The organism is Streptomyces sp. SLBN-118 (assembly GCF_006715635.1).
In the GTDB taxonomy this organism is placed as follows: Bacteria; Actinomycetota; Actinomycetes; order Streptomycetales; family Streptomycetaceae; genus Streptomyces.
On sequence record NZ_VFNP01000001.1, the window covers coordinates 890,802 to 913,449 of the forward strand.

Annotated in this window: 21 protein-coding genes; 15 read left to right on the forward strand and 6 right to left on the reverse strand. The window is 68.6% G+C overall.

Features of this window, described 5'->3' with window-relative positions; translation table 11 throughout:
* The first annotated feature begins 4 nt into the window (after positions 1-4).
* The 4 genes from FBY35_RS04155 to FBY35_RS04170 all read left to right on the forward strand — a co-directional run bounded on the left by FBY35_RS04155 (position 5) and on the right by FBY35_RS04170 (position 2,896).
* Positions 5-913, forward strand: a complete 909-nt coding sequence (locus FBY35_RS04155) for a hypothetical protein (protein ID WP_186356854.1) — start codon at positions 5-7, stop codon at positions 911-913.
* Positions 903-1,112 (forward strand): Trm112 family protein, encoded by a 210-nt coding sequence (locus FBY35_RS04160; protein ID WP_142212474.1) that lies wholly within the window; start codon positions 903-905, stop codon positions 1,110-1,112. Before FBY35_RS04155 ends, FBY35_RS04160 begins: the two co-directional genes overlap by 11 nt.
* A complete protein-coding gene (locus tag FBY35_RS04165) occupies positions 1,109-1,921 on the forward strand; it encodes an FkbM family methyltransferase (RefSeq protein WP_142212475.1) in 813 nt (270 codons plus the stop codon). Before FBY35_RS04160 ends, FBY35_RS04165 begins: the two co-directional genes overlap by 4 nt.
* Before the next feature lie 102 nt (positions 1,922-2,023).
* Positions 2,024-2,896 (forward strand): universal stress protein, encoded by an 873-nt coding sequence (locus FBY35_RS04170; protein WP_142212476.1) that lies wholly within the window; start codon positions 2,024-2,026, stop codon positions 2,894-2,896.
* Between the two features lie 54 nt (positions 2,897-2,950).
* Here the strand turns inward: FBY35_RS04170 and FBY35_RS04175 are convergent, their stop codons facing one another.
* The 3 genes from FBY35_RS04175 to FBY35_RS04185 all read right to left on the reverse strand — a co-directional run bounded on the left by FBY35_RS04175 (position 2,951) and on the right by FBY35_RS04185 (position 5,875).
* Positions 2,951-3,847: a DUF1918 domain-containing protein gene (locus FBY35_RS04175; protein WP_142212477.1), complete on the reverse strand. Its 897-nt coding sequence runs from the start codon at positions 3,845-3,847 to the stop codon at positions 2,951-2,953.
* 253 nt (positions 3,848-4,100) lie between these two features.
* The gene (locus tag FBY35_RS04180; RefSeq protein WP_142212478.1) at positions 4,101-4,745 is read right to left on the reverse strand and encodes a response regulator transcription factor; all 645 of its coding nucleotides are present in this window, start codon (positions 4,743-4,745) and stop codon (positions 4,101-4,103) included.
* Complete coding sequence (locus FBY35_RS04185) at positions 4,730-5,875, reverse strand: GAF domain-containing protein (RefSeq protein WP_142212479.1); 1,146 nt, start codon at positions 5,873-5,875, stop codon at positions 4,730-4,732. Before FBY35_RS04185 ends, FBY35_RS04180 begins: the two co-directional genes overlap by 16 nt.
* Positions 5,876-6,156: 281 nt before the next feature.
* Here FBY35_RS04185 and FBY35_RS04190 point away from each other — a divergent pair, with 281 nt between their 5' ends.
* The 4 genes from FBY35_RS04190 to FBY35_RS04205 all read left to right on the forward strand — a co-directional run bounded on the left by FBY35_RS04190 (position 6,157) and on the right by FBY35_RS04205 (position 10,236).
* Positions 6,157-7,806, forward strand: coding sequence for a long-chain fatty acid--CoA ligase (locus FBY35_RS04190; RefSeq protein ID WP_222123100.1), 1,650 nt, complete (start codon positions 6,157-6,159; stop codon positions 7,804-7,806).
* Positions 7,807-7,880: 74 nt separating this feature from the next.
* Complete coding sequence (locus FBY35_RS04195; protein ID WP_142212480.1) at positions 7,881-8,219, forward strand: hypothetical protein; 339 nt, start codon at positions 7,881-7,883, stop codon at positions 8,217-8,219.
* The gene (locus tag FBY35_RS04200; protein ID WP_142212481.1) at positions 8,216-8,626 is read left to right on the forward strand and encodes a DUF485 domain-containing protein; all 411 of its coding nucleotides are present in this window, start codon (positions 8,216-8,218) and stop codon (positions 8,624-8,626) included. Before FBY35_RS04195 ends, FBY35_RS04200 begins: the two co-directional genes overlap by 4 nt.
* Positions 8,623-10,236, forward strand: coding sequence for a cation acetate symporter (locus FBY35_RS04205; RefSeq protein ID WP_260848505.1), 1,614 nt, complete (start codon positions 8,623-8,625; stop codon positions 10,234-10,236). The genes FBY35_RS04200 and FBY35_RS04205 overlap by 4 nt, the downstream gene beginning before the upstream one ends.
* A gap of 25 nt (positions 10,237-10,261) precedes the next feature.
* Here FBY35_RS04205 and FBY35_RS04210 read toward each other — a convergent pair whose 3' ends face one another.
* Positions 10,262-11,656, reverse strand: coding sequence for an NAD-binding protein (locus tag FBY35_RS04210; protein ID WP_142212482.1), 1,395 nt, complete (start codon positions 11,654-11,656; stop codon positions 10,262-10,264).
* 484 nt (positions 11,657-12,140) lie between these two features.
* Positions 12,141-12,716, reverse strand: a complete 576-nt coding sequence (locus tag FBY35_RS37930; RefSeq protein ID WP_142212483.1) for an ATP-binding protein — start codon at positions 12,714-12,716, stop codon at positions 12,141-12,143.
* A gap of 535 nt (positions 12,717-13,251) precedes the next feature.
* Between FBY35_RS37930 and FBY35_RS04220 the strand changes: the two genes are divergently transcribed.
* The 7 genes from FBY35_RS04220 to FBY35_RS04250 all read left to right on the forward strand — a co-directional run bounded on the left by FBY35_RS04220 (position 13,252) and on the right by FBY35_RS04250 (position 21,476).
* Positions 13,252-14,478: a M6 family metalloprotease domain-containing protein gene (locus tag FBY35_RS04220; protein ID WP_260848506.1), complete on the forward strand. Its 1,227-nt coding sequence runs from the start codon at positions 13,252-13,254 to the stop codon at positions 14,476-14,478.
* A gap of 225 nt (positions 14,479-14,703) precedes the next feature.
* Positions 14,704-16,392 carry an ABC transporter substrate-binding protein gene (locus tag FBY35_RS04225; RefSeq protein ID WP_142212485.1) on the forward strand — a complete coding sequence of 563 codons (1,689 nt, stop codon included), beginning with the start codon at positions 14,704-14,706 and terminating at the stop codon, positions 16,390-16,392.
* A gap of 5 nt (positions 16,393-16,397) precedes the next feature.
* Positions 16,398-17,333, forward strand: coding sequence for an ABC transporter permease (locus FBY35_RS04230; RefSeq protein ID WP_142214890.1), 936 nt, complete (start codon positions 16,398-16,400; stop codon positions 17,331-17,333).
* On the forward strand, positions 17,330-18,322 hold the full coding sequence (locus FBY35_RS04235) for an ABC transporter permease (protein ID WP_142212486.1): 993 nt from the start codon (positions 17,330-17,332) through the stop codon (positions 18,320-18,322). Before FBY35_RS04230 ends, FBY35_RS04235 begins: the two co-directional genes overlap by 4 nt.
* Positions 18,319-19,164 (forward strand): ABC transporter ATP-binding protein, encoded by an 846-nt coding sequence (locus FBY35_RS04240; protein ID WP_142212487.1) that lies wholly within the window; start codon positions 18,319-18,321, stop codon positions 19,162-19,164. The genes FBY35_RS04235 and FBY35_RS04240 overlap by 4 nt, the downstream gene beginning before the upstream one ends.
* Positions 19,161-20,159: an ABC transporter ATP-binding protein gene (locus FBY35_RS04245; RefSeq protein ID WP_142212488.1), complete on the forward strand. Its 999-nt coding sequence runs from the start codon at positions 19,161-19,163 to the stop codon at positions 20,157-20,159. The genes FBY35_RS04240 and FBY35_RS04245 overlap by 4 nt, the downstream gene beginning before the upstream one ends.
* Before the next feature lie 117 nt (positions 20,160-20,276).
* Positions 20,277-21,476: a M6 family metalloprotease domain-containing protein gene (locus FBY35_RS04250; protein ID WP_142212489.1), complete on the forward strand. Its 1,200-nt coding sequence runs from the start codon at positions 20,277-20,279 to the stop codon at positions 21,474-21,476.
* A gap of 108 nt (positions 21,477-21,584) precedes the next feature.
* Here the strand turns inward: FBY35_RS04250 and FBY35_RS04255 are convergent, their stop codons facing one another.
* Positions 21,585-22,550, reverse strand: a complete 966-nt coding sequence (locus tag FBY35_RS04255) for a LysR family transcriptional regulator (protein WP_142212490.1) — start codon at positions 22,548-22,550, stop codon at positions 21,585-21,587.
* Positions 22,551-22,648: the final 98 nt, after the last annotated feature.

The following is a 22,648-nucleotide window of genomic DNA, read 5'->3' on the forward strand; positions in this document are numbered from 1 at the left end:
CGCCATGTGGTGGGGGGTGGCATCGGCTCTGCTGGCCAACGTCTTCTACAGCACCGGCTTCGTACTGGAGAAGCGGGCACTGTCGGATCTGCCGCACTTAAGTACAGGACAACCGGCGCGCGTCGTACGCCTGCTCATCGGCAGCCCGTTGTGGCTCGGCGGTTCGTTCGCGCTCGCCGCGGGCTTCGCGGCGCAGCTCGCCGTCTACCGCACCCTTCCCATCGCGGCCGCGCAGGGCATCTTCGTCTCCGGTCTCGTCCTGCTGCTTCTGCTCTCCTCGGTCGTGCTGGGCGAGCGTCCCAGCGGCCGCGAGCGGCGCAGCGTGGTCGCCATCACCCTCGCCCTGCTGATGGTCGTGGCCTCCCTCCAGCACTCCGACGCCGTGGGTGGTCATGCCTCGTCCCGCCGTGTGCTGCTGATCTGCCTTCCCGCGCTCGCGGCGGGGCTGTGGCTGTACCGGTCCGTGGAACGCCGGGCACGCCGCCGTCACCGGCTGCCCACCGCGGGCGTCGAATACGGTGTTGCGGTGGGGCTGTTGTACGGAGTCAGCTCGCTCGCCATCAAGGGCGTCTCCGGTCTCTTGAGGACCCGGGGTGTCTCGGACGCGGCGTTCGACCTGCTGAAGTCCCCGTACCCGTACATCCTTCTCGTCACAGGTGCCACCGGACTGATCCTGTCCCAGACCGCTCTGCAGCGCTGCCGGGCCTCTCTGATCGTGCCCGTGTGCACGACGGTCACCTGTCTGTTCACGGCCGCCCTGGGCACGTTCGTCTTCGGCGAGTCCCTGCCCGAGGACCCGCTGCGGCTCGCGCTGCGGCTCGGCGGCACGGCGCTGGCGGTCTCGGTCCTGCTGATGCTGCCACGTCATGACGAACCCCCCACGCCGACAAAGGAGTTGGCTCATGAAGCCTGACGATCCGCTGCTCCGGATCATCGCCTGTCCGATCGACAAGGGCCGGCTGACGCTGCTTCTGCCCGAGGAGGTCCTCTACAACCCGCGGCTGCAACGGCGCTATCCGATCGTCGACGGGATCCCTCAGTTGCTTCCCTCGTCGGGTACGCGGGTGCCCGACGAGGAGCACGAGCGGATCCTCAGGCGGATCGGTCCATGACACTGGCCGCCCGGATCGCCCCTCATCTGCCGCCGGCGCTGATCGCCACGGGCGTCGGTCTGCTGTATCCGCGGTACGAGCCGGAGCTGCGGCGGCTGGCGGACTTCTGCCCGGCCGGCGGCACGGCGGTGGATGTCGGCGGATGGTACGGCCCGTGGTCCCGGCGGCTGGCCCGGCGGGCCGACCGGGTGGTGGCGATCGAGCCCGTCCCCCACCTCGCCCGCCTGCTGGCGGCCACCACACCGGACCGTGTCGAGGTGGTGAACGCGGCGGCCACGGACCACGACGGCGGCACGGCGCACCTTTGGCTGCCGGCGGGCGACCGCGGCAGCCGCGGTGTCTCTTCACTCGTCCGCAGGGACATCCACAGCAGATCGATACCGGTACCGTGCGTCCGGATCGACGGTCTGGGCCTGAAAGACATCACCCTGATCAAGATCGATGTGGACGGCAGCGAGCTGGATGTGCTGAGCGGCGCCGAGGAGATCCTGGTCCGTGACCGCCCCGCGCTCTTCGTCGAGTTGGAGGGCCGGATCGGGCCGGTGGACCCGGTCCTGGACCGGCTCGCCCACCACGGCTACCGGGGCTGGGTGCTTCCGGGCCGCGACTGGCTGCCGCTGAACGACTTCGACCTGCCGGGCCACCAATTGCTGACGGCGCACGTCGCCGAGCACGGACTGCTGCGCCGCAGCCTGAGCCCCTTGCGCCGGCGGTACGTCAACTCGGTGCTCTTCCTCCACGGCTCCCGGGAGCCCGGCCGCGCAAGAACGACGGGGCGGAGCCGCGGCGGACGAACGGGTACCGGCTGAGGGCCGAACGGCCCTCTGCAGGCTGCCTCCGGTTCCGCAATGCTGAGGGGACAGAGGCCGGTTCGAGTGACCGTGCCGTCTACGCCGCATGGAGGCAACCTCATGACCCGCGCGATCGCTGCAGGAGTGGACGGATCCCCGGAAAGCCTGGCCGCGGCCGACTGGGCAGCCCGCGAAGCGACGCTCCGGGGGCTGCCACTCCGGATCGTGCACGCCTGGCTCTGGCAGCCCCTCGACGCGCCCGTGGTCCAGGACAGGGAGGCACAGACGCAATCGGCCGACGCTGTGGTCCGGGAAGCCGAGACCCTTGTGGCCGGCCGGTATCCGGACCTGCCGGTGTCCGCCGAGGTGGTGCCCGACACCGCGGTTGCCGCGCTGCTCGGCGCCGACGAACAGTCCGAGATGCTGGTACTGGGATCACGGGGGCACGGCGGCCTCGTCGGCTTCATCCTCGGTTCGTACGGTCAGCAGGTGATCGCCGCCGCGACGCGTCCGGTGGTCTCGGTCCGGGCCCACGCAGAGGATGCGGGCGAGCCGGAGGGCGCCGAGATCGTCGTGGGGCAGCAGGGCGGGGCGGAGGACAGCGACGCGGTGCTGGGATTCGCCTTCGAGGCCGCGGCCGTAAGGGGGACGACCGTGCGAGCGGTGCGGGCCTGGAGTCTGCCGCCCGTCTTCGCGTACAGCCCTGGTTCGCTGTACCTTGCCGATGAGGCGGGAGGGCTTGAGCCGTTCGAGAAGAAGGCACTGGAGCAGGCACTCGCCCCCTGGCGCGAGCGGTTTCCCGACGTGCCGGTGATCGAGCATGTCGAGATCGGGAGCGCGGGGCAGGTGCTCCTGTCGGCCGCCTCCCGTGCGGGGCTGCTGGTGGTCGGCCGCCGCGTGCGCCGCTCCCCCATCGGTCCGCACATCGGGTCTGTCGCCCATGCCACCCTCCACCATGCGACCTGCCCGGTCGCGGTTGTTCCGCACGCCTGAGAGCCGTACGGCGGACGCCGGCCACCGCCCGGTGCTCTGGAACGCGGCCGGCAGTCAGCGGGACGGAACGATGCGGCGACCCGTGAGGCGTGTCGGCCGGATCGACACCCACAGCTCGCGGTCTCCGCCGGCCCAGGGAGCGGTGTGTGCCCGCTCGGACAGCCGCCGCATCGCGTCGGGCTCGGTAACCGTCTGTGCGGGGCCGACGGCGAGCACACTCCAGCCCTGGCTCAGGGCCTCGTCCACATGGTCCGCTTCGAAGCCGATGTCTGTTCCCACAGCCGCTGCCGCTTCGGAGCCAGGGGCCGTCCTGAAGACGATCGCATCGTCGATGACCTCGTAGTTCACCGGAACGACCACCGGGCCGTCGGGCGTCGACACCGCGACCCGTCCGACGCCGTGTGTGGAAAGGCGGGTGCGGCATTCATCGGGCGTGAGCTCCTCCAGTGTGGGATGGGCGAGTGCCCGGCCCTGTCCGGGCGGCAGGTCGACGCCGCCTCCCCGCAGCTCGGCGACCCTGGTCCCCAAGGCGTCGGCCAGTCTGATGAGCGTCGCCGGGCTCGGGTGGGCGGACCGCTCTTCGAGATACCGCAGGTATTCCGGCGCGATTTTGGCCCGGCGGGCCGCTTCCGCACGGGTCAGTCCCTGGCGCTTTCGTTCGAGGGCCACGCGCCGGCCGATGTCGCCGGGGTCAGGGGGTCGTGGGGACGGGGTCATGTCTTCCGTCCCCCGGCGGGACACCTGCCGAAGCCCTTCGGGCATGTGGTTGCTGTGCTGGACATGCGCGTCGGGCCCGGGGAACACCAGGGTGATCTGTTCCGTGTCCGACCAGCGGACGTCGTAGGGAGGCGTGCCGTCCTCGTGGTGCAGTCCGACGATCTCGCCGTCCCGTCTGGTGGAGCCTGTAGTGGGGCTTTCCACCACGAGCAGATCACCAAGTTGGGCTCGCATGACCCTCACCGCCTTCCGGCCCCCTCGATCCCACCGTGCCACGCATGGCGTGCCGACGCATGGGGCGGCATGTCCGGCCGGCGAGCCAAACCGGCCCACACCGGCGGCGGCGCTGCATCGGGTGGCAGGTGAGATCCGCATCCTCCCCAGCGTTCAGGCGACCGATGCGGACGCTGCCCTGACCCAGGGGTGTCCTTCGGTCCGGCGGCCGGGCGTGTCTGAGCAGTGGCGCCGTCCGCTGCAAGCCGGAGAACTAGAGGATCCCTCGCTCGCTGGCGCGGGCCAGCGCCTCGACTCGGTTGCGCGCGCCCAGCTTCTCCAGCGTTCGCTGGAGGTAGGTCTTGACCGTGTTCCTCGTCAGTCCCAGGACGTCTGCGATCTCCGGGTTCGTCTCGCCCATCGCCACCCTGCGCAGGATCTCGTACTCACGACGGGTCAGCCCGCTCTCTTTGAGTCTTCTGGCCAGCAACACATGGAGGAGATGGTCCGGGCTGGTCCGAACGACTCGTTCCCCGGCGTGGACCCGGCGGACGATGTCCACCAGATCCGATCGCTCGGCGTCCTTGACGACCACGGCGTGCGCTCCGGCGCCGAGCGCCTCCTCCAGAGCCGCGTGCTCGGGGTAAGCCGTGAAGATCACCACTTTGACACCGGGGACATGGGTGCGCATCGCCCGGATCACCTCGGGGGCGAGCATGTCGGGCAGGCGCAGATCGAGCAGCACGACATCCGGTTTCAGGCGTTCCGCCTCCATGACCGCTTCCCTGCCGGAACTCGCGTATCCCGCCACGGTGATCCAGGAGGCGTTGCCCAGCGCGAGCGCGACGCCGTCGCGGACGATGGGGTGATCATCGACCACGAGCACATGTACGGTCGGTTCGTTCACGCCGGCACCCATGCCTGGACGGTGACGCCGCCGTCCTCGTTGCGGAGGATGTGGGCCTTGCCGCCCACCCGCTCCAGGCGCTCGGACATGGCGGAGAGGCCAAGGCCGCGGGAGTGTCCTTCCACAGGCGGCAGCCCGACCCCGTCATCCGCGATGGTCACGCAGACTCCCCCGGACAGAGTGAAGACGCTGACCACCACGGATCGGGCCCGCGCATGCTTCTCGACATTCAGCAGCGCCTCCCGTATTGCGTTGGTCAGTGCCTTGACCGGGGCCGCCGCCAGAACCGGGACCTCGGTGACAATGATGAGCCGGGCGATGACCCCGGTGCGCTCCTGGAATGCCCGGCAGTCGCCACGCAGCGCGACTCCCAGGGCGACCTGCTCCGGCGGCGCGTTCAGCGCATACAGGGAGACGCGCAGCGCGGCCGCGGCTTGGACGGCCTGTTCTTCCAGGTCACTCAGCCGTGCCTGCACGGCGTCCTCGGGCGGCAGCTCGTCGGCCAGGGTGCGGATGCCCGCCCCCAGGGAGAACAGCATGGCCCCCATGGTGTCGTGGAGTTCCAACGCGAGCCGGCGTCGTTCCTCGTGCACGGCGACCTCGGCCGCATGGCGGGCCCGCTCGGCGACGACGGCGGCGGCCGCGGCGCGGCTCGCCGCCTGCTCCAGGGCCCGGGTCGTCCGGTCGCTGAACGTGCTGGTCTCGCGGTTGGAGCCGTAGAGGACACCGAACAGCCGGCCTTCGTGCATCACGGGCACGGCGATCATCGCGCCCAGCCCCTCCGTCTCGGCCTGGGCTTTGAAGTGATGGGTGATGGTGTCGGAGCTGCGATAGTCACTGACCCACAGGGGCCTGCGCTGGAGCATGACCTGCCCGCCGAGCCCACACCCGGACGGCACGACCAAGCCGTTCACGGCGGGTGTCCGCGTGTTCACCGTGTGTCCGAGCACGATCCGGTCCGCGCCGTCCGGTTCGCCCACCCAGGCCACGTCGACCCCGCTGATCTCCGGCACATCGTCCACGACCCGGTGCATGGCAATGGACTGGTCGAGCAGGCCGAGGATCTGGCCGTACCCCTCGGTGAGCTCGAACAGTGCGTTCGGCAAGGGCCGTTCCCGCCCTCTGCCTGCCTCGTCTGTCATGGTATGTCGCCTCACGCCCTGCGGGACCGTGTCGGACGCCCTCGCGCTCCGCTGCACACATGGTGACTTGGGGCGGTGGCTGAGTCCATCTCCGAATGGAGACCTCCGAAGTCACACCTCCCCCTGGAGCTACCCGCTCGCCCCGGCAAAACCCAAGCTCTCGCCCATCGCCACAGCGAGCGATGGAAGCGATGGAGGCTCGAAAGCCCGGCCGCCCACCGGCCCGGCCGCTGACCCTCGAAAACCGTCACGGGGAACTGAGACCGAAGATGACCAAGGAAATGTCCAGCCGTCCAGCCGTCCCCAGCACCATGCAGGAGGTGCCGCTGCTCGTCCGCAGGCTGCTGGAGAACGGCATGAACCTGCACGGCGGCAGCGAAGTGATCACGGCCACGGACAACAACGGCACCAGGACTGCCACCTACGCCCAGGTCGGCCGCAACGCCGCCAAGCTGGCCCACGCGCTGGCCGGCCTCGGCGTACAGCCGGGCGACCGGGTGGCCACGTTCATGTGGAACAACCAGGAGCACCTGGAGGCATACCTAGCCGTACCCGCCATGGGCGCTGTGATCCACCCCCTGAACATCCGCCTTTTCCCGGAACAGCTCACCTACATCGCGAACCACGCACAGGACACGGTGGTCATCGTCGATGCCTCCCTCCTGCCGGTCTTCGCCGAGCTGCTGCCCGGCATGCGCACCGTGCGGCACGTCGTCGTCAACGGCGAGGCGAAGGGCTCGGTCCTGCCCGGCGGTCCTGCTGCCGTACACGACTACGGCCGGCTGCTGGAGAAGCGGCCCGAGACGTACGACTGGCCGGACCTGGACGAGAACCAGGCGGCAGGCATGTGCTACACATCCGGCACCACGGGCAATCCCAAGGGCGTGGTCTACAGCCACCGTTCGCTGTACCTGCACTCGCTGGGCATCAGCCTGCCGGACCTCATGGGCATCTCCGCCCGCGACCGCCTGCTCGCCATCGTCCCGCAATTCCACGCCCAGGCGTGGGGTCTGCCGTACGCAGCGTTCCTGACCGGCGCCTCGCTCGCCATGCCGGACCGGTTCCTGGCCCCCGCGCCCCTTGCGCAGTTCATCGCCGCCTCCCGCCCCAACAAGGGAGCCGGTGTGCCCACGGTGTGGCAGAGCCTGGCCCACCATGTCGAGCAACACCCGGAGGCCGACATCTCCTCCCTCCAGGAGGCCGTCGTGGGCGGCTCCTCCTGCCCGCCGTCCCTGATGCGGACCTACGAGGACGAATTCGGCATCCAGCTGCTGCACGCCTGGGGCATGACCGAGGTGTCGCCGCTGGGCGCCCTGGCCCGTGTGCCCCAAGGTGCACAGGGCGAGGACGCCTGGCGCTACCGGCTCAGCCAGGGCCGCTTCCCGGCGCCGGTGGAGGCCCGGCTCATCGGCCGTGACGGGACGGTCCTGCCCTGGGACGGACACAGCGTCGGCGAGCTGGAGGTGCGCGGCCCGTGGATCACCGGCTCGTACCACCTCGACGACGACCCGGAGAAGTTCGACGACGGCTGGCTGCGGACCGGCGACGTGGGCACGATCGCCGCCGACGGCTTCCTCACGCTCACCGACCGGGTCAAGGACGTGATCAAGTCCGGCGGAGAGTGGATCTCGTCCGTCGAACTGGAGAACCACCTCATGGCGCACCCGGGCGTGGCCGAGGCGTGTGTCGTCGGCGTCCCGGACGACAAATGGGGTGAGCGCCCCCTGGCCGCGGTGGTTCTCCGGCCCGGCAGCACGGCCGCCTTTGGGGAGTTGCGGGGCTTCCTCGCCGGAAAGGTCGCCGCATGGCAGCTCCCGGAGCGCTGGGCCCTGGTCGGGGAGGTGCCCAAGACATCTGTCGGCAAATTCGACAAAAAGACGGTGCGCAAGCAGTACGCGGACGGGGAGCTGGAGGTGGACGTCATCACATAGCCGCTTCTCTCCCCGAGTGACCTTCTTTCCCGAGTCACCGGACCATCCGTCCCCTGATCAGTCCAGGACACGCAATGAGCCGCATTCCCCAGCATCCCGAACAGGATCCCTATCCGGTGTCGGCCTTGTATATGAGCCAACTCGACCATGAGTCCCTGTACTCCAACACCGAACTGCGTGGGGCCATCGCCCAGACCGTCTCAGAAGTCGGCGGGCCGGACGCGCTCGGTCGCCGGTACGCCGAAGCCCTGCGCCAGGCGGCAGCGCGAGGCGGCGAGATGAGCGAGGTACGCCGGAGGTGGGCCCTTCGTATGGCGGAAGACCTGGTCCACGACCGGACCGGCGAGACGCACCCGCCCGCGGGCCGACCCGCCGCCGGCCTCGGCGCCGCGTCGCTGAGAGGGGTGTCATGACTCCCTCGGCGCCACCACCCCCGCCGTGGGAACCGGGGCCGCCATGGGCCTCGGACTCGCTGAGGGAACCGAGTCCGCCGCAGCGGCCGGTCCCGACCGTCTACGAGCAGCTGCAAGCCGACCCCGGTCTGCAGCGCCTGCGAGCGGCACGCCGGCGCCCGGTCTTCGCCGTCGCCGGCGCTGTCGTCGGGCTGTACCTGCTCAACGCGCTGCTCGCCGGCGAAGCGCGGGGATTCATGGCCGTAGGAGTAGCCGGACCGCTGAACATCGGTCTCGCCCTCAGCCTGATCCAGTGCGTCACCACGGCCTGGGCCGTCTGGTGGTACACGCGCTACGCCAGGAACTTCCTCGACCCTGACGGCAGGCGTCTGAGGGCTCACGTCGAAAAGAGAGAGAACACGCGGTGACCACTGCTCTGCCACTCGCCGACTCCGACGGGTTCCCCGTGTTCGTGGTCTTCGCCGCCTTCGTCGCCAGCACGCTGTTTCTGGCCATCTGGGCCACGACGGACCGGGCTACGCCGGGTGACTTCTACATCAGTGACGGCCGGCTGACCCCGGCTCGCAACGGCATCGCCCTGTTCGGTGACTACATGTCGGCAGCGACACTGCTCGGCTCCCCGGGCGTGATCGCACTGACGGGGTACGACGGCATCCCCTACCTGCTGGGACCGATCGTCGCCTGGATCGTGATGCTCCTGCTGGTCGCCGAGCCGTATCACAGCACTGGGCGGTTCACCATCGGCGACAGCCTCGCACGGCGCCTGCGCTCGCGGCCCGTCCACCGGGCCGCGGGGACCGCCACGCTCGTCATCTGCCTGGTCTACCTCATCGCACAGCTGGTCGGCGCCGGGGCATTGGCCGCGCCGATCCTGGGGCTGGACGGACAGGGCGCGCGAAAGGTGCTGGTCGCCTCGCTCGGCATGCTGATGATCATCTACGTGTTGATCGGCGGGATGCGGGCCGCCACCGTGGTCCAGTTGGTGAAGGCCGTCATCCTGCTGGGCGGGGGCGCCTTTCTGGCTTTCCTGGTCATGTCGAGGTTCAGCTGGAATCCCGCGGGCCTGCTGAACCGAGCGGCGACCCGCAGCGGTCTGGGGGATGCCTTCCTCCAGCCCGGTGTGCGCTACGGCGACGACAGCGTGAGCAAACTCGACTCGCTGAGCCTGCAGTTGGCGGTTCTGCTGGGAGCGGCCGGACTACCGCATCTCCTCATGCGGCTCGGCGCGGTGCCCACCGCGCGCGCGGCGCGCACATCGGTCCAGTGGGCGGCCTACCTGACGCTCGCGTTCTGTCTCCTTGCCGGGGTGATGGGCTTCGGTGCCGTGGCGCTGCTCGGACGCGAGGCCATCACGGCAGACAGCGCCTCGGGCAATTCGGCCACTCTGCTGCTGGCCGAGTTCCTGGGAGGCGCTTTCCTCCTCACACTCATCTCCTGTGTCGCCTTCACGACGGTCCTCGCCGTGGTTGCCGGGATTGTGCTGGCGGCCTCAACCGCGCTGGCACACGACCTCTACCAAGTCGGTTTCAGGAACGGCAAGGCGTCTGAGAAGAGTGAACTCCTGGTCGCCAAGGGTTCGGTGCTGCTGATCGGTGTCGTGGGGACAGTGCTGTCCATGTACGCCCAGGGCCTGAACATCTCGTTCATGGTGGGTCTCGCCTTCGCCGTCGCGGGTTCGGCGATCCTGCCCGCCCTCCTCTACAGCATGTACTGGAAGGGCTTCACGACGAGAGGGGCGCTCTGGAGCATCTACGGGGGACTGTTCACCTCGGTGGGGCTGGTGCTGCTCTCCCCTGCCGTGTCGGGAGGTCCGACCGCGCTGCTGCCGGACGCGGACTTCGACGTCTTTCCCCTCGGCAACCCCGCTGTGTTCTCGATCCCTCTCGGCTTCCTGCTGGGCTGGCTCGGATCGCTCTTCGACCCGAGGGAGGTGGACGGAGCTGAGTTCGCCGAGGCTGAGGTCCGCATCCTTGTGGGAGCCGACGCCGTCCCGGAGCACGAGCTGAGACGCGGCTGAGCCTGAACGCCCTGAATCCAGGAAGTTACTCATGGCCACACCGGTCCGCGTGCGGCCAGGGCACGAAGCTTCCGTCTGCACGTTCCACCAGGAGCTGCTTTCCGTCTGCCACCACGCCGCGCGGCTGCATTCCGCACAAGGTTGCGCTCGTGTACGCGGCGCACATGCTGTTGAGGTCGTGGACGAGGCCGATCCTGAACAACGAACGGGTCTCCGCGATGGCCTCGTGGTCACCTGCGCGCATGACCACCCGCAGATCAGGCGCGACCGCCAGCGCGGCCACGGTAACCGCGATGTTGTCCAGGTCGTCCGAGGCGACGGCGGCCATCGCCTGCGCCTTGTGCAGGCCGAGCTCGCCCAGCACGAACCTGTCCGTCGCGTCGGCGACGACGACGGGTACGCCAAGTGCCCTGGCCAGCCGGAGGTTGGGAGCTGCCGGGTCCCGCTCCACGGCGACCACACCGATGCCCAGGTCCTGCACCTGGGTACAGAGCCGCAGACCCACCTGTCCCAGCCCGACGACCACCACGTGGCCCGCCCGGGGAAGGGCCCGGGGACCCACGATGCCGACCGAACGAGGAGCCAGGAGGCGATCGATCAGGCCTGCGGTGAAAACGGCGGTGAACACGACAGTCAGCAGCATCGCGACGCTGGCGAACACCATGTAGGCGTCCGAACCGTGCGCGGACACGGGGCCGACGGCCGACACCGTTCGCGCCGCCTCGAACAGGGCCTCGATCGGGGGCCGGTGCTGGAGGGTCACGGACCAGAGCCAGTCCAGGAACAGCACCAAGAGAAGCCCGGCGAGGCCGGTCAGCGTGATCCGTGAGCTGCTGTCGTGCGGCCGAAGCTGCCCCCGGATCCTCCCCAGCCGTGCCCGGTATCTCAAGGAGCGTGGTGGCCTGTAGGGCGCGAGGCGGACACTGTCCCCCTCCCGGCGGGCGGCGATGTGGCCGGAAGAGGTCCGGGCGAGGGCCAGCAGATCGGACTCGACGCATGCGGCCAGGAAGGTCGGTGCGACGACGTCCGCCGGGGAGGTGACCCGGCAGTTCGGGACCACGCGTACCAGCTGCTCGGCAACCGTTCGGTCGAAGATCGTCACCACCAGCGAGACGTTGGGACGAATGTGCTCCACGGCAAGCGCATAGCGCAGGGACTCGACATCGTCATCGAGCAGGATCGCGACGCCTGCCACGTCCCGATCCAGCGCCCGGCGCAGATCCTCGTCCGTGGGCTGAGCCAGGTGGCGCACCTGGTGACCGGCCGATTTCAACGAGCCGCAGACCCTGCGCGCCACGTCGCTCCCGACGACGATGAAGTACTCGTCGGCACGGCTACCGTCCGAAAGCGTGCCGGCGGCCGGGTCCCCCTCGGCTGCGGCGCCGTCGCGCGAACCCTCAGCAGCCGACGTTGCAGTCATCGGAACGGTAGGGGTCGCAATCAAGGCAGCGCAGGGCACCGCAACCGTCGCAGCAGACCAGCGACTGCCCGCAATGGCATGCGGAGTCATACGGATCCGGGGATCGGGTTGCATCGGCTGTGTTCCGAACGTCCGTCAACGGCCGCTGCCCGTCGGCAGCAGGGCTGGTCGCGGCCGGCTCTGCGGGGTCGCAAGCAATGCTCATCGGTACTCCCGTCACGAGGTGGTTTGAGCGTCCCGGCCGACCATCGGGGCCAGAGCCTCAAGGACTGCCAGGAAGCCGTTCTCCCTCATGCGGAAGGGGTACCGTCCGTGGGCGTCGACTTGCCCGCGGCTCGTGGGTGAAACCGGCGAGGAGGCATGGTGTCCGAGCGTCGTGGCTCGCTCAGCATCTGGCCTCCGGTTCGTCGTCGGGGAGATCTCGAAAGCCCATAACCCGGAGTTATGCGATGCCGACCAGCACTGCAGTGGTGTGGCCGGGCGGCTATGCGTGGGCGAAGCGGCTGAGGACAGGGACGGAGGCTTCGGCCGGGCCAGGGGCGGAAGCCGGGACGGAGGCCGGGCCAGGAGCCTGCAGCTCGAACCAGACCGTCTTTCCTTGGTGCGCCGGACGGACGCCACAGCGGTGGGACAGCTCATGAAGCAGCCACATGCCTCGGCCGGATTCGTCGTCGGCGCCTGCCGCCTTGAGGCACGGGGAAGCCGGATGCGCATCGGTGACTTCGCACCGCAGTGACGTGCCGCGGACAGTCACACGAAGCAGGATCGGGCCTGCTCCGTGGCGCACAGCATTGGTAACCAGTTCGCTGACGAGCAACTCGACGGTTTCCGATTCCTCACGGGTCCAATCGACCAGGGTGTCGCGGGTGAAACTCCGAGCGGCGGCCACGGAGGCCGGGTGGCGCTCGAACCATTGAGATCTGGTCACACCTCGGTGAGCCCCGGGAACCAGGCTACTGAGGTGGGCCACGACGTGGGCCAGGCGGCCGATCAGCGGTCCGTCCCCTTCATTGATCGTCATGGTCCTGCCGCCCTTTCGCATTCCGGATGTCCCGAACATCTGTCTCCACAGAACGCCGGCGGCCACTGAGAGATCAACGCGTAGGCGCACCCATTAAGCGGAGGAAACGATGGGTAGCGCATTGCGGTAGTCATATGGCGCTCGCCGAAAGTGGCCGAGCATACACGTAAGGTGAGCAACAGTCGCAGTTTTCCAGGCTCATAACGCCATGTGATGAACAGGTGAGAGCTACCCGAGGCGCCGACCGGCCCGCACTATGTCCCCGAACCGACATTCAAGCGGATCCTGCTCAGCGGCAATTCCCGGCGGCACTCAGCCTGGACGCACAGGTACGCTCCGCGATCGCCCAGATGATCGGGAGGTCGAACCTCCTATACCGGCGCGATCCCCAGGGCAGGTGAGAGCTCCTCACAACGAGCTGCCGACCTGCCCTCCGCCATATCGCAACAGCTGTGAAGAGACGGCGAGCCGAGTCTGCGACCCGCCCACCTGTCATCGGCAGCCGTCACGTCGCCTGCCGGAGGGTCGCAGCTGCCGGGTCCGAGCCCGGACCACTCTCCCCCGGAGGCATACCTTGCGCTCTTCGACCAGGCCACGGCGCCCACTCCCCGCGGCGCTCCTGATCGCCCTGTCCGCCCTGCTCGCTCTGCTTGCCCTGGTCACCGTCCCCGCCGGCCCCGCCCATGCATTCAACGGGAGCGCCTCCGCATGTGCGCTCCAGGGAACGACCGGCTTCACCGATGAGGGCCAGCAAACCGACTACAACCGGTTCCAGAGCCCGACCGGGACCAAGCGCGTGGGCGTGATCTACGTGGACTTCCCCGACGCCGTCGGGACCACCACGCCTCTCACTCCTTACTACAACCAGATTTCCGGCGCCGCCAACTGGCTGTGGAACGCCTCCAACGGGAAGACCTGGCTGGACCTTCAGGCCCCGTACGGCAATTGGGTGCGCATGCCGAAGAACTCCACCGCGTACAACTGGCAGCGCGATTTCTCCTGGGCAACGCACCAGACCTATGTCAAGGACGCGCTCACAGGCGCCGCCGGTGCGGGCGTCAACCTCGCCAATTACGACACGTTCTACATCGTGCCGACCAGCACCGCTGCCGCGATCAGTCACTCCCCCACCTTCATCCAGGACCCCACCAATGTGACCTGGGTCTGGAACGGGCAGACGAACAGCTGGGTGGCCATCCACTGGGCGGTGACCTTCGGTCAGGACCTGTGGACCTGGGGCTCCAAGGTCGCCGTCCATGAGACCGGCCACACCTTCGGCCTGCCCGACCTCTACGCCTTCAGCGGCGATCTGCACCAGTACGTAGGCGGCTGGGACATCATGGGCAAGGTCAACGGCGCGGCCCCGCAGTTCTTCGGCTGGCACGCGTGGAAGTTCGGCTGGATCACTGACAGTCAGGTCTCGTGCCTGTCCACGGCAAACACGTATTCAACCACTCTGAACGGGGTGGAGTACGGGGGCACCGGCTACAAGCTGGCAGTGATCAAGACCAGCGCCACCACGGCCTACGTCGCCGAGTCCCGCAAGGCCGCCAACAACGACTCCAGCGCCTGCGCCACCGGCGTAGTCATCTACAAGGTCGACACCTCCACCACCACCGGCAACGGGCCGATCCGGATCGTGACGAACCCCAACGCCGCTGCACCCACCGGGAACTGCTCCACGCCCGACATGCAGACCTGGAAGCCCGGCCAGTCGTTCCAGGACGACACCGCTCGCATCCGGATCTACGTGAACAGCTCCGACGCGTACAACGACACCGTCTGGACCTACAAATGGTGACCGCGTAGCACGGGATGCTTCTGGTCAACGGGCGGTGTGGCCGGCGCGGCATGCGCCGACCACACCGCCCCGGCATGCCTCCATCCTCTCGGCAGTCCACCCGGCAACGACGGGGCGAGGCTCCATAACGCGAAGTTATGGAGACATGGGAGCTATCCGTAAGGACTGGTCGCATTCAACCTTGTCCCCACTCTGTGAAATGTCACATCACAAAGGGAGCCTGTTGTGAGAATACGACGAGCCAGAACGGTCATGACGGCGGCCCTTGGGCTCATCGCCGTGGCCGGTTGCGGGGGAACCGGCCAGGGCGGCGACGATGGGCAGGCCAAGACGGCAAGCAAGGGCGGCACACTGCATGTGCTGTCCAGCATCGACCTGGAGCACCTCGATCCGGCCCGCAACTACGTCACCTCGTCCCAGAACGTCGGCCGGCTTGTCTACCGGACACTGACGACTTTCGCGGCGGCCCCCGGCCTGGCCGGGGGCAAGATCGTGCCGGACCTGGCGACGGACAACGGGCGCCCCAGCGACGACGCCCGAACCTGGACCTTCACTCTCAGGGCGGGGGTGAAATTCGAGGACGGCCGGCCCATCACCAGCCGGGACATCAAGTACGGGGTCGAGCGGACGTTCGCCGCGGAGCTGCCCGAAGGCCCGCCGTACGGCCGGATCTGGCTGGCGGGCGGCAAGACGTACAAGGGCCCCTACAAGGACAAGCAAGGGCTCGCCTCGATCGAGACCCCCGACGACAGGACGATCGTCTTCAAGCTCAACCGCCCGGTGGCCGACTTCGGTTCGGCGGTGTCGCTGCCGATGTTCGCCCCGGTACCGAGAGACAAGGACAACGGCGTCAAGTACGACTCCAGGCCTTTCTCCTCCGGTCCGTACAAGATCGAGAACTTCGAAGCCAAGAAGCAGCTCACACTCGTCCGCAACACTCACTGGAGTCCGGACATCGACCCGGTGCGCAAGGGTCTCCCGGACAAGATCGTGATCGATCTCAATCTGGATCCGGCCGTGATCGACCAGCGGCTCATCGCCGCTGGGGGCGAGGACGCCAACGCGGTCGCTCTCGAGCCGATCGGCGCAGCCTCCATCGGGCCGGTGATGGCCGACCCGAAGGTGCGTCAGCGACATGTCATCGGTGAATCGATCAACACACGCTTCGTCAGCATCAATACCAAGCACAAGCCGCTGGACGACGTCCGGGTGCGGCAGGCGATCGCATACGCGCTGGACAAGGAGGCGCTGCGCACCGCTCGCGGCGGCCCGATCATCGGGGAGCTGGCCACCACTCTGCTGCCACCGTCCCTGCCCGGCTTCGTTTCTGACGACCCGTACCCGAGCCAGGACGGCAAGGGGGATCCGGCCAAGGCCAAGGCGCTGCTCGCACAGGCCGGTCACGCCTCGGGCCTGGCCCTCACCCTCGACGCCCCCGCGACAACCACAGGCAAGGCGCAGGCCGAGGCGGTGCAGGCGTCCCTCGCCCGGGCGGGCATCACGGTGAAGATCAACGCGATCAGCTCGTCGGCGTACTACAGCACAGTGGGCAACACGGCCCAGGAGCACGACCTGGTGATCGACGGCTGGACGCCCGACTGGCCCGGCGCCTCCACCTACCTGCCGATCGTGTTCGACGGCCGGATGATCACCCCGGAGGGCAACAACAACCACTCGCAGTACAACTCACGCAAGGTCAACGCGCGGATCGACGAGATCGCCAAAGTGCGCGACCCGGCATCCGCCGCGATGGCCTACGGCGAGCTGGCCAAGCAGATCATGCAGGACGCGCCGGTCGTGCCGTTCCTGTGGGACAAGGCGGCCGTCCTCGTCGGTCCCAACGTCGCCGGGGCGTACGGGCACGTCGCCTACGTCGGGCGTCTGGATCTGGTCTCACTGGGGCTTCGCAAGTGACCACGATGCTCCCCACCTCGGTGTCGTCCGACGTGTCACACGGCGTCGGACGGCACGAGGTGTCCCTGTTGCGGCGGCTGCTGATGCAGCCGTCCGCGGCGGCCGCGCTCACAGGAGTCGTCGCACTCGTCCTGATCGCGCTTGCGGCCCCGCTGATCACCTGGGCAACAGGTACGTCGCCGACCGAGTTCCACTCCGATGCGGTGACTCCGGCGCTCGGCGGACTGCCGCGAGGAGCGGCGGGCGGCATCAGCACCACGCACTGGCTGGGAGTCGAGCCGGGCAGCGGCCGGGACATCCTCGCCCGTGTCGTGTACGGCGCGCGGGTCTCGCTGCTGATCGCCGTGCTCGCCACCGGTCTGTCGGTGGTGCTGGGAACGGCGCTGGGGTTGGCCGCGGGGTTCTTCGGCGGCTGGACCGATGCCCTCGTCGGTCGGCTGATGGACCTGCTGATGTCGTTCCCCAGCCTGATTTTCATGATCGCGCTGATCTCCGCGGCGCCGGGCGTGGACCGACAGTTGCTCCTGGTCGTCGTACTCGGCTTCTTCGGCTGGCCGTACGTCGGGCGAATCGTGCGGGGGCAGGCGATGGTGCTGGCCCGTGGGGAGTTCGTGGCGGCCGCCCGGGTGCTCGGCGCCTCCCGGCGCGCGCTCCTGGTGCGTGAGGTGCTCCCCAACCTGACCGGGCCGATCCTCGTCGTGGCGACCATGTCGATCCCCAGCTACATCGCCACCGAGGCGGGCCTGTCCTTCCTCGGCGTCGGGGTGGCCCCGCCCACCCCCTCGTGGGGCCAGATGATCGCCTCCGCGGTGCCGTGGTACGCCTCCGACCCCGTCTACTTCCTGATCCCAGGCGTCTTCCTGTTCGTCACCGTGCTCGCCTTCAACGTGCTGGGCGACGCGGTACAGGACGCCCTCGACCCCCGGAGCCGGCGACGATGATTCTGTATGTCCTGCGCAGACTGGCCGCAACGGCGACGATCCTGCTGGTGATCTGCGGCGCCACCTTCGCGATCTTCTACCTGATGCCCGCCGATCCGGCACTTGGGGCCTGCGGCAAGGCGTGCAGCCCGGAGCGGATTGCGCAGATCCGCGCGACGCTCGGCCTCGACCACTCGCTCCTTGTGCAGTTCCGCGACTATCTCGGCGGCATCGTGGCCGGCCGGAGCTACGGCACCGGTGATCAGGCCGTGACATGTCCCTTCCCCTGTCTGGGGTTCAGCTTCCAGACGAACGAGCCGGTCTGGCAGCTGCTCACACACCGTCTGCCGATCAGCGTCTCGATCGCGGTGGGCGCGGCGGTACTGTGGCTGGCCGTCGGCGTCTCGGCGGGTGTGTTGTCCGCGCTGCGCCGCGGCAGCCTGTGGGACCGGGCGGCGATGACGGCCGCGCTCGGTGGCGTCTCGTTGCCGATCTATTTCACGGCCCTGGTGCTGCAGTACCTGCTCGTCGTCAAGCTCGGGCTGCTGCCCTATCCGCAGGCGGTCCCGATCACCGCGGACCCGCTCGGCTGGGCGGAATCGATGATCATGCCGTGGATCACGCTGGCGATGCTCTACGCCGGGGTCTACGCCCGGATCACCCGCAGCGAGATGCTGGGCAGCCTGAGCCAGAACTACGTCCGCACCGCCCGCGCCAAAGGCCTGCCCGAGCCGACCGTGATGCGTCGGCATGCGCTGCGCCCAGCGCTGATGCCCATCGTGACGATCTTCGGGATGGACCTCGGTGCGCTGCTCGGAGGCGCACTCATCACCGAGTCCGTGTTCGGCCTGCCCGGCGTGGGCAAGCTCGCGGCCGACGCGATCAACAGCGCCGACCAGCCGGTGATCCTCGGGGTGACCCTGTTCGCCGCGTGCTTCGTGGTGCTCGCCAACGTCGTTGTGGACCTGGTGTACGCAGTCCTCGACCCGAGAGTGAGGGCCGTGGGATGACGTTGCTGACAGTACGAGATCTGACCGTGGACTTCGGTTCCGGGACACGCGCCGTGGACGGACTGGACCTGGATCTGGAAGCCGGCGCTGTGCTCGGCGTGGTCGGTGAGTCGGGCAGCGGAAAGTCCGTCACCAGCCTTGCGGTCCTTGGTCTGTTGCCGGACGCCCGCGTCACCGGTGACATCCGGTTCGACGGACAGGATCTGACGGGATTGGGCCGACGTGCGCTGCGCAAGCTGCGCGGCGACCGCATCGCGATGATCTTTCAGGATCCGCTGTCCTGTCTGAACCCCTACTATCCGGTGGCGTTCCAGATCGCCGAGGCATACCGGGCGCACCGCGGGGCCGGGCGCCGCGAGGCTCACCGCGTCGCGGTGCGGATGCTGGAGCGGGTCGGCATCCCCGAGCCCGAGCGGCGTGCCCGCGCCTACCCGCACGAGTTTTCCGGCGGCATGCGGCAGCGGGTGATGATCGCGATGGCGTTGTGCCTGGAGCCCGACCTGCTCATCGCGGACGAGCCGACCACCGCGCTCGATGTGACCGTACAGGCCCAGATCCTGTCGCTGCTCGGGGAACTGAGGGAGCAGTCCGGCACGGCGATCATGCTCATCACCCATGACATGGGTGTGGTTGCCGGACTGGCCGACGAGGTTGTCGTGATGTACGGCGGCCGTGCGGTTGAGCGGGGCGGGGTCCGCGATGTGTTCTACCGACCGCGGGACGCCTACACCGAGGGTCTGCTCGCCTGCGTGCCACGCGTCGACGGACCGCTGCCGCGCCGTCTTCCCACCTTGCACACGCCGGTCGCGGCACCGGTCGAAGCACCGGAGTTGACACCGTGAACGCACCGCTGCTCGAAGTCCAGGACCTCGTCAAGCACTTCCCGGTGCGGCACGGTCTGACCCGGCGGCTCGCCGGTCATGTCGCGGCAGTTGACGGTGTATCGCTACGGGTGGAGGCCGGGGAGACGCTCGGCGTCGTCGGCGAGTCCGGCTGCGGAAAGTCGACAGTCGCCCGGCTGATCACGCGCTTGGTCGAGCCCACGTCCGGCACGATCCGGGTGGCCGGCCGGGAACTGGCATCGATGGACGAGGCGGCGATGCGGCCGGTCCGCCGGGACCTGCAGATGATTTTCCAGGATCCGTTCTCATCGCTGAACCCCCGGAAAACTGTCCGGCAGATCCTCGCAGCTCCGTACCGCTACCAAGGGCTGACGCCAGACGAGCCGGTGGAGCACCTGCTGGAGCGGGTGGAGCTGCGGCCGGAGCACGCCGACCGTTTTCCCCACGAGTTCTCCGGCGGTCAGGCCCAGCGCATCGGTATCGCCCGGGCGCTGGCACTGCGGCCGAAGCTGGTCGTCTGCGACGAGCCGGTCTCCGCGCTCGACGTGTCGGTGCAGGCGCAGATCCTCAACCTGCTCAAGGATCTCCAGGAGGATTTCGGGCTCGCTTATGTGTTCATCGCGCACGACCTCGGTGCGGTCCGCCAGATCAGTACCCGTATCGCTGTCATGTACCTCGGCACCGTGGTGGAAACGGCCGACCGGGCCACCCTGTTCGGCCGCGCCGCACACCCCTATACCCATGCGCTGCTGTCGGCGGTGCCTGTGCCCGACCCGGACGCCGAGCGGTCCCGCGAGCGGATCGTGCTCGCCGGAGACCTGCCCAGCCCGCTCAGTCCCCCCAGCGGCTGCCCGTTCCGTACCCGGTGCCCCAGGGCGGCCGAGCGCTGTGCCGCCGAGCGGCCCGCCCTGCGGTTGATCGCTCCGGGCCAGGAGGTCGCCTGTCACTACCCCGAGCCGCTCTCGGCAGGGGGGGACCCCATGAGCCACACGTGACGAGTGGGAACACGACGGGGTCACCGCCTCCGGTGACCGCGTCCTGGCCCGCCCGATGGACATGGCTGCCGGACGCATCTGACGTCCGGCAGCCACCGCAAGAAAGGAATTGAGAAAATGCTCAGACACGCCCCCAAGGTCCGGCGGCTCGCCGTCGCATTGACCGTGCTCATCCCTCTGGCGGCGGCCACCCCCGTGGCGAGTGCCGTCTCGGAGGACTCCGCCACCACCCCCGCCGCCGACTGCGCTCTCCCCGGCAGGACCGGCTGGACCGACGAGGGTCATGACACCGACTACCGCCAGTTCCAGCAGCCCATCGGCACCAAGCGCGTGCTGATGCTCTACGTCGACTTCCCCGACGCCCAGGCCACCGATTCCGATTCCACCACGGACTACTACAACGAACTCGCTCCGGCCGCCGACTGGATGCAGAAGGCCTCCTTCGGGAGAGTCAAGCTCGACATCACCCAGCTGAACCGCTGGCTGCGGATGCCGCAGGATTCCACCACCTACGGCTTCGACCGCGGGATCACCTTCGAACAGCACGAGTTGTATGTGCGTCAGGCTGTCGAGGCCGCCGATCCGCATGTCGACTTCTCCCGGTACGACATGGTCTACATCGTCCCGACCAGGGCTGCGAAGGCGGTCAAGTTCTCCCCCACTTACCTGTACGACCCCGCTACCACCGGCATCGTCGCCGACGGCAAGCGCGTCAAGTGGGGGGTGACCTTCGGACAGGACCTGTGGCGCTGGGGCTTCAAAGTCGTCAACCACGAGACCGGCCACACGTTCGGGCTGCCCGACCTGTATGCCTTCGAGGGCACCGACTTCCACCGCTACGTCCGCGGCTGGGACCTCATGGGCAACATCGCAGGGCCCGCCCCGCAGTACGTCGGCTGGGAGCTCTGGAAGTTCGGCTGGATCGACGACGACCAGGTCTCCTGCCTGTCCACGGCCGGGAGCCGCACCGTCCGCCTGAAGGCCGTCGAGCGCCCCGACGGAACCAAGATCGCGGTGGTCCGCACCGGAGAGACCACGGCGTACGTCGCCGAGTCACGCAAGGCCGTCGGGAACGATGCCAATGCCTGTTCCACCGGCGTGCTCATCTACAAGGTCGACTCGTCCGCCCAGACTGGCTACGGCCCGGTCCAGGTCGTCAACGGCAACCCTGACGCCACCCCGCCGTCGGGCTGCGCGCAACTGGACATGGCCGCATTCCACCCAGGACAATCCTTCACCGATCCGGACACCGGAGTCCGCATCGACGTCAAGAACAGCAGCCCTCTGCACGACGACATATCGATAACCAAGCAGTAGGCCACTGCGGTGGATGGCGACCGAGACGTCCTCGGTCGCCATCCACCGCGGCCACTGCCCGGAACCGGGCGCTGTCGAGTCACCACGGGTCCGCGACCGCGCACCGGCTCAGTCCAGCAGCCGCACCGAGCGCGGATGGCGTTCGCGCCACCGTGCGTACGCCGGAGTGGCGGCGCAGGTGGCCAGATAGCCTTGGCCGACCCTGTGGAAGATCGCGTCGCCGTGTGCGGCGAGCGGGCCGTCGCGACGCCAGGCAAGCACGTGGCGGTACCAGATCGGATTCCCGGCGAGAGGGCGGACTGCGACGCCGGGCACCGCGATGAACGTGGCCTGGCAGAGGCTGACGGCCAGGCCTGCCCGTACGAGCTCGATCAGCTGCCGGCCCTCCGCCTCGTAGGGCGTCTTCGGTTGGCGGTCCGCCAGGGCGAAGACGGACGCCCAGTATTCCCGGGTGCGGTCGGTGTCCGGGTGGGGCACCGCCCAGTCCTCCTCGATGAGCTGGTTCAGGCTCACCTCTTCCTGCTCTGCCAGCGGGTGGGCTGACGGGAGCAGGGCGAAGACGGGCTCGGTGGCCAGTGGGCGCAGTACGACTTCATCGCGTGGCGAGAGCTCCTGGCCGGGGTTGTCCCCGAGGACCGCACCCTCCAGGCGTCCTGCGGCGAGGTCGTCGAGCAGTGGCGAGGGTGAGTACTGGCATCGGACCGTCACCTCCGACCGGGGCGTCAACTCCCTTACCGCCACAATGAGATCGGCGAGCACCGGGGCGCCCACCGATCCGAGGCGAACGCGGTCGGTTGTCGATCGGCAGCGCGCGGCGCGGGCGGTGTCGGCCAGCAGGCCGTCGATACCCGGCAGGATGGCACGTGCTCGCGTGAGCACCAGCTCGCCGAACGTTGTGGGGACCGCACCGGCTTGTCCACGGTCGAAGATCGCCCCGCCCAGCATGATCTCGATGCGCCGTAGCTGGGCGCTGAGCCCTGGCTGCGTCATGCCCAGCGATGCGGCGGCGCGGGTGAGACTTCCGGCCTCCGCGATCGAGCAGATGACTCGCAAGTGCCGTACCTCGAGATCCATGGCGCGGATGTTAAGGACCGGCGGGAGCTCCCGAACAGAGGAGTGAAACCATCAGTCCTATGTGAAATGTCACATGTAATTCATGCAGACCCCGACAC

Excerpts from the sequence above, each read along its gene's own strand:
- FBY35_RS04235 (WP_142212486.1), top strand. The coding sequence starts at position 17,330 with ATGATTCTGTATGTCCTGCGCAGACTGGCCGCAACGGCGACGATCCTG.
- FBY35_RS04170 (WP_142212476.1), top strand. The coding sequence starts at position 2,024 with ATGACCCGCGCGATCGCTGCAGGAGTGGACGGATCCCCGGAAAGCCTG.
- FBY35_RS04195 (WP_142212480.1), top strand. The coding sequence starts at position 7,881 with ATGAGCCGCATTCCCCAGCATCCCGAACAGGATCCCTATCCGGTGTCG.
- FBY35_RS04190 (WP_222123100.1), top strand. The coding sequence starts at position 6,157 with ATGTCCAGCCGTCCAGCCGTCCCCAGCACCATGCAGGAGGTGCCGCTG.
- FBY35_RS04240 (WP_142212487.1), top strand. The coding sequence starts at position 18,319 with ATGACGTTGCTGACAGTACGAGATCTGACCGTGGACTTCGGTTCCGGG.
- FBY35_RS04180 (WP_142212478.1), bottom strand. The coding sequence starts at position 4,745 with ATGGGTGCCGGCGTGAACGAACCGACCGTACATGTGCTCGTGGTCGAT.
- FBY35_RS04210 (WP_142212482.1), bottom strand. The coding sequence starts at position 11,656 with ATGACTGCAACGTCGGCTGCTGAGGGTTCGCGCGACGGCGCCGCAGCC.
- FBY35_RS04165 (WP_142212475.1), top strand. The coding sequence starts at position 1,109 with ATGACACTGGCCGCCCGGATCGCCCCTCATCTGCCGCCGGCGCTGATC.
- FBY35_RS37930 (WP_142212483.1), bottom strand. The coding sequence starts at position 12,716 with ATGTTCGGGACATCCGGAATGCGAAAGGGCGGCAGGACCATGACGATC.
- FBY35_RS04255 (WP_142212490.1), bottom strand. The coding sequence starts at position 22,550 with ATGGATCTCGAGGTACGGCACTTGCGAGTCATCTGCTCGATCGCGGAG.
- FBY35_RS04250 (WP_142212489.1), top strand. The coding sequence starts at position 20,277 with ATGCTCAGACACGCCCCCAAGGTCCGGCGGCTCGCCGTCGCATTGACC.
- FBY35_RS04155 (WP_186356854.1), top strand. The coding sequence starts at position 5 with ATGTGGTGGGGGGTGGCATCGGCTCTGCTGGCCAACGTCTTCTACAGC.
- FBY35_RS04160 (WP_142212474.1), top strand. The coding sequence starts at position 903 with ATGAAGCCTGACGATCCGCTGCTCCGGATCATCGCCTGTCCGATCGAC.
- FBY35_RS04230 (WP_142214890.1), top strand. The coding sequence starts at position 16,398 with ATGCTCCCCACCTCGGTGTCGTCCGACGTGTCACACGGCGTCGGACGG.
- FBY35_RS04175 (WP_142212477.1), bottom strand. The coding sequence starts at position 3,847 with ATGCGAGCCCAACTTGGTGATCTGCTCGTGGTGGAAAGCCCCACTACA.
- FBY35_RS04200 (WP_142212481.1), top strand. The coding sequence starts at position 8,216 with ATGACTCCCTCGGCGCCACCACCCCCGCCGTGGGAACCGGGGCCGCCA.
- FBY35_RS04185 (WP_142212479.1), bottom strand. The coding sequence starts at position 5,875 with ATGACAGACGAGGCAGGCAGAGGGCGGGAACGGCCCTTGCCGAACGCA.